Below are 1,638 nucleotides of genomic sequence, written 5' to 3' on the forward strand. Positions count from 1 at the left end.
CGCTCCATCAGGAAATACTGGGGCTGTTGTATCTAAAGTATACGATTGTGAAGCTGTAGGTCCTGTATTTACTACTGGAGCTGAATCTCGTACTTGAAATTGAATTTCATTGCTTCCTAACAGAGTTGTGCTATCCCAAAATATATCAGTACCTGTAACTTTATCTGTGATATCTGTCCAAGTAGTACCTCCATCTGTAGAACCCCAAAGAGATTCTTCTCCTGACTCTAAAGCTTGACTCAATGTTGCAGTAATAGTTTGTGAGGCTGTTTTTGTTAGAAAATCATTTGCACTACTTCCGGTATCAGCAGATATATCAATATTTGAAATTGTAGTTGTTGGAGCAGTGGTATCAGGTGCAATATTAAAATCATTAGTATCAGTAGATAATGAAAAAGCTGCTAACGCGTTATTTGAAGCATCTGTTAAACCACCTATCCCATCATATGAAAGTACAACATTAGCATTATTAGGGATTGAATTACTTAAAGTAACAACAATTGAACCTTTTGTAACACTCTCAATTGAAACTGGAGTACCATTTATAGTTACAGAAAAAGAATCTTTTAAATTTGCACTGTCAAATCCTTTTATTCCTTCTTCATTTAATTCAATTGTCAAAGTTTTACTGTTTACTTCAAAATTTGAGGATAAAACAGTTGGAGGGGTTGTGTCTTTTGGTTCTGGTTCTTCTACAGGTGTATCCTCAACTGTATCTTCTGGTGTATCCTCAACTGTATCTTCTGGTGTATCCTCAACTGTATCTTCTGGTGTATCCTCAAGTGTATCTTCTGGTGTAACTTCAACTGTATCTTCAGGTATGTCTACAGTGTCTTCTGGTACATATTCTGGTATATAGTTATCTTGTTGAGGCTGTTGAACTTCTAGCTGTTGTGCTTCTGGTTTTTGAGGCTGTTGTGCTTCTGGTTGCACATCTGGATTTTCCTCTAATAATGTTTCAACTTCATTTTCTACAAAATTCTCTACAGACTCTAAATTTTCAAGTACTATTGACTCTACTAATCCTTCTTGAGAAACAAAATCTAATTGAACAGATTGTTCTTGTACTTTTTCTACTGAGGCGGTTGGTTTTTCTTCATTTAGCTGTTCAATGATTGCACCTGCAGTGGTTTGTTCTGCATTTGCAACTTTCTCTTCTACTTGAGTAGTAACTGCTTCATATAGCTTTTCTAATCTAACTTCTTGATTGTTTGGAAGTTGTAGTACTAAGGTAGTACCATCTTTAATAGCATTTACACTATTTTTATTCACACCTACTATTTCGATTCTATCACCCGGTTTAGTCTGGATTGATATTTTGCCTGTTTTGATTTTGTCGATATCGACTATCTTCTCTTGCCCATCTTTTGAGATAATTTTGATTAGTGACATAACGTGTCCTTGTTATAATTTTTATTATTATGACGTACAAAAGTAATTGAATAGTACTAATTTTATAAATTGTAACTATTCATAATTTTGATAATTATTTCTTTGCTCTAAAAGCAGCATCTAACTTTTTATCACCATTTGTATAATCAAGCGTTCCTCCTATTTGACTGCCGTTACCGTAAAATACTCCATCTAAATTGAGGGTACCTCCAAGAAGATTACCTTTTACAGAAATTGCATTATTTG

The 1,638-nt window shown here is 34.2% G+C and carries 1 protein-coding gene; it reads right to left on the reverse strand.

Annotation, left to right across the window (positions count from 1 at the left end):
- Positions 1-1,392: SwmB domain-containing protein (locus tag GBG18_RS14935; RefSeq protein ID WP_193311183.1), on the reverse strand; the 1,392-nt coding region annotated here is incomplete at its 3' end.
- Positions 1,393-1,638 lie beyond the last annotated feature (246 nt).

Source organism: Poseidonibacter ostreae, assembly GCF_009208075.1.
Classification (GTDB): domain Bacteria; phylum Campylobacterota; class Campylobacteria; order Campylobacterales; family Arcobacteraceae; genus Poseidonibacter; species Poseidonibacter ostreae.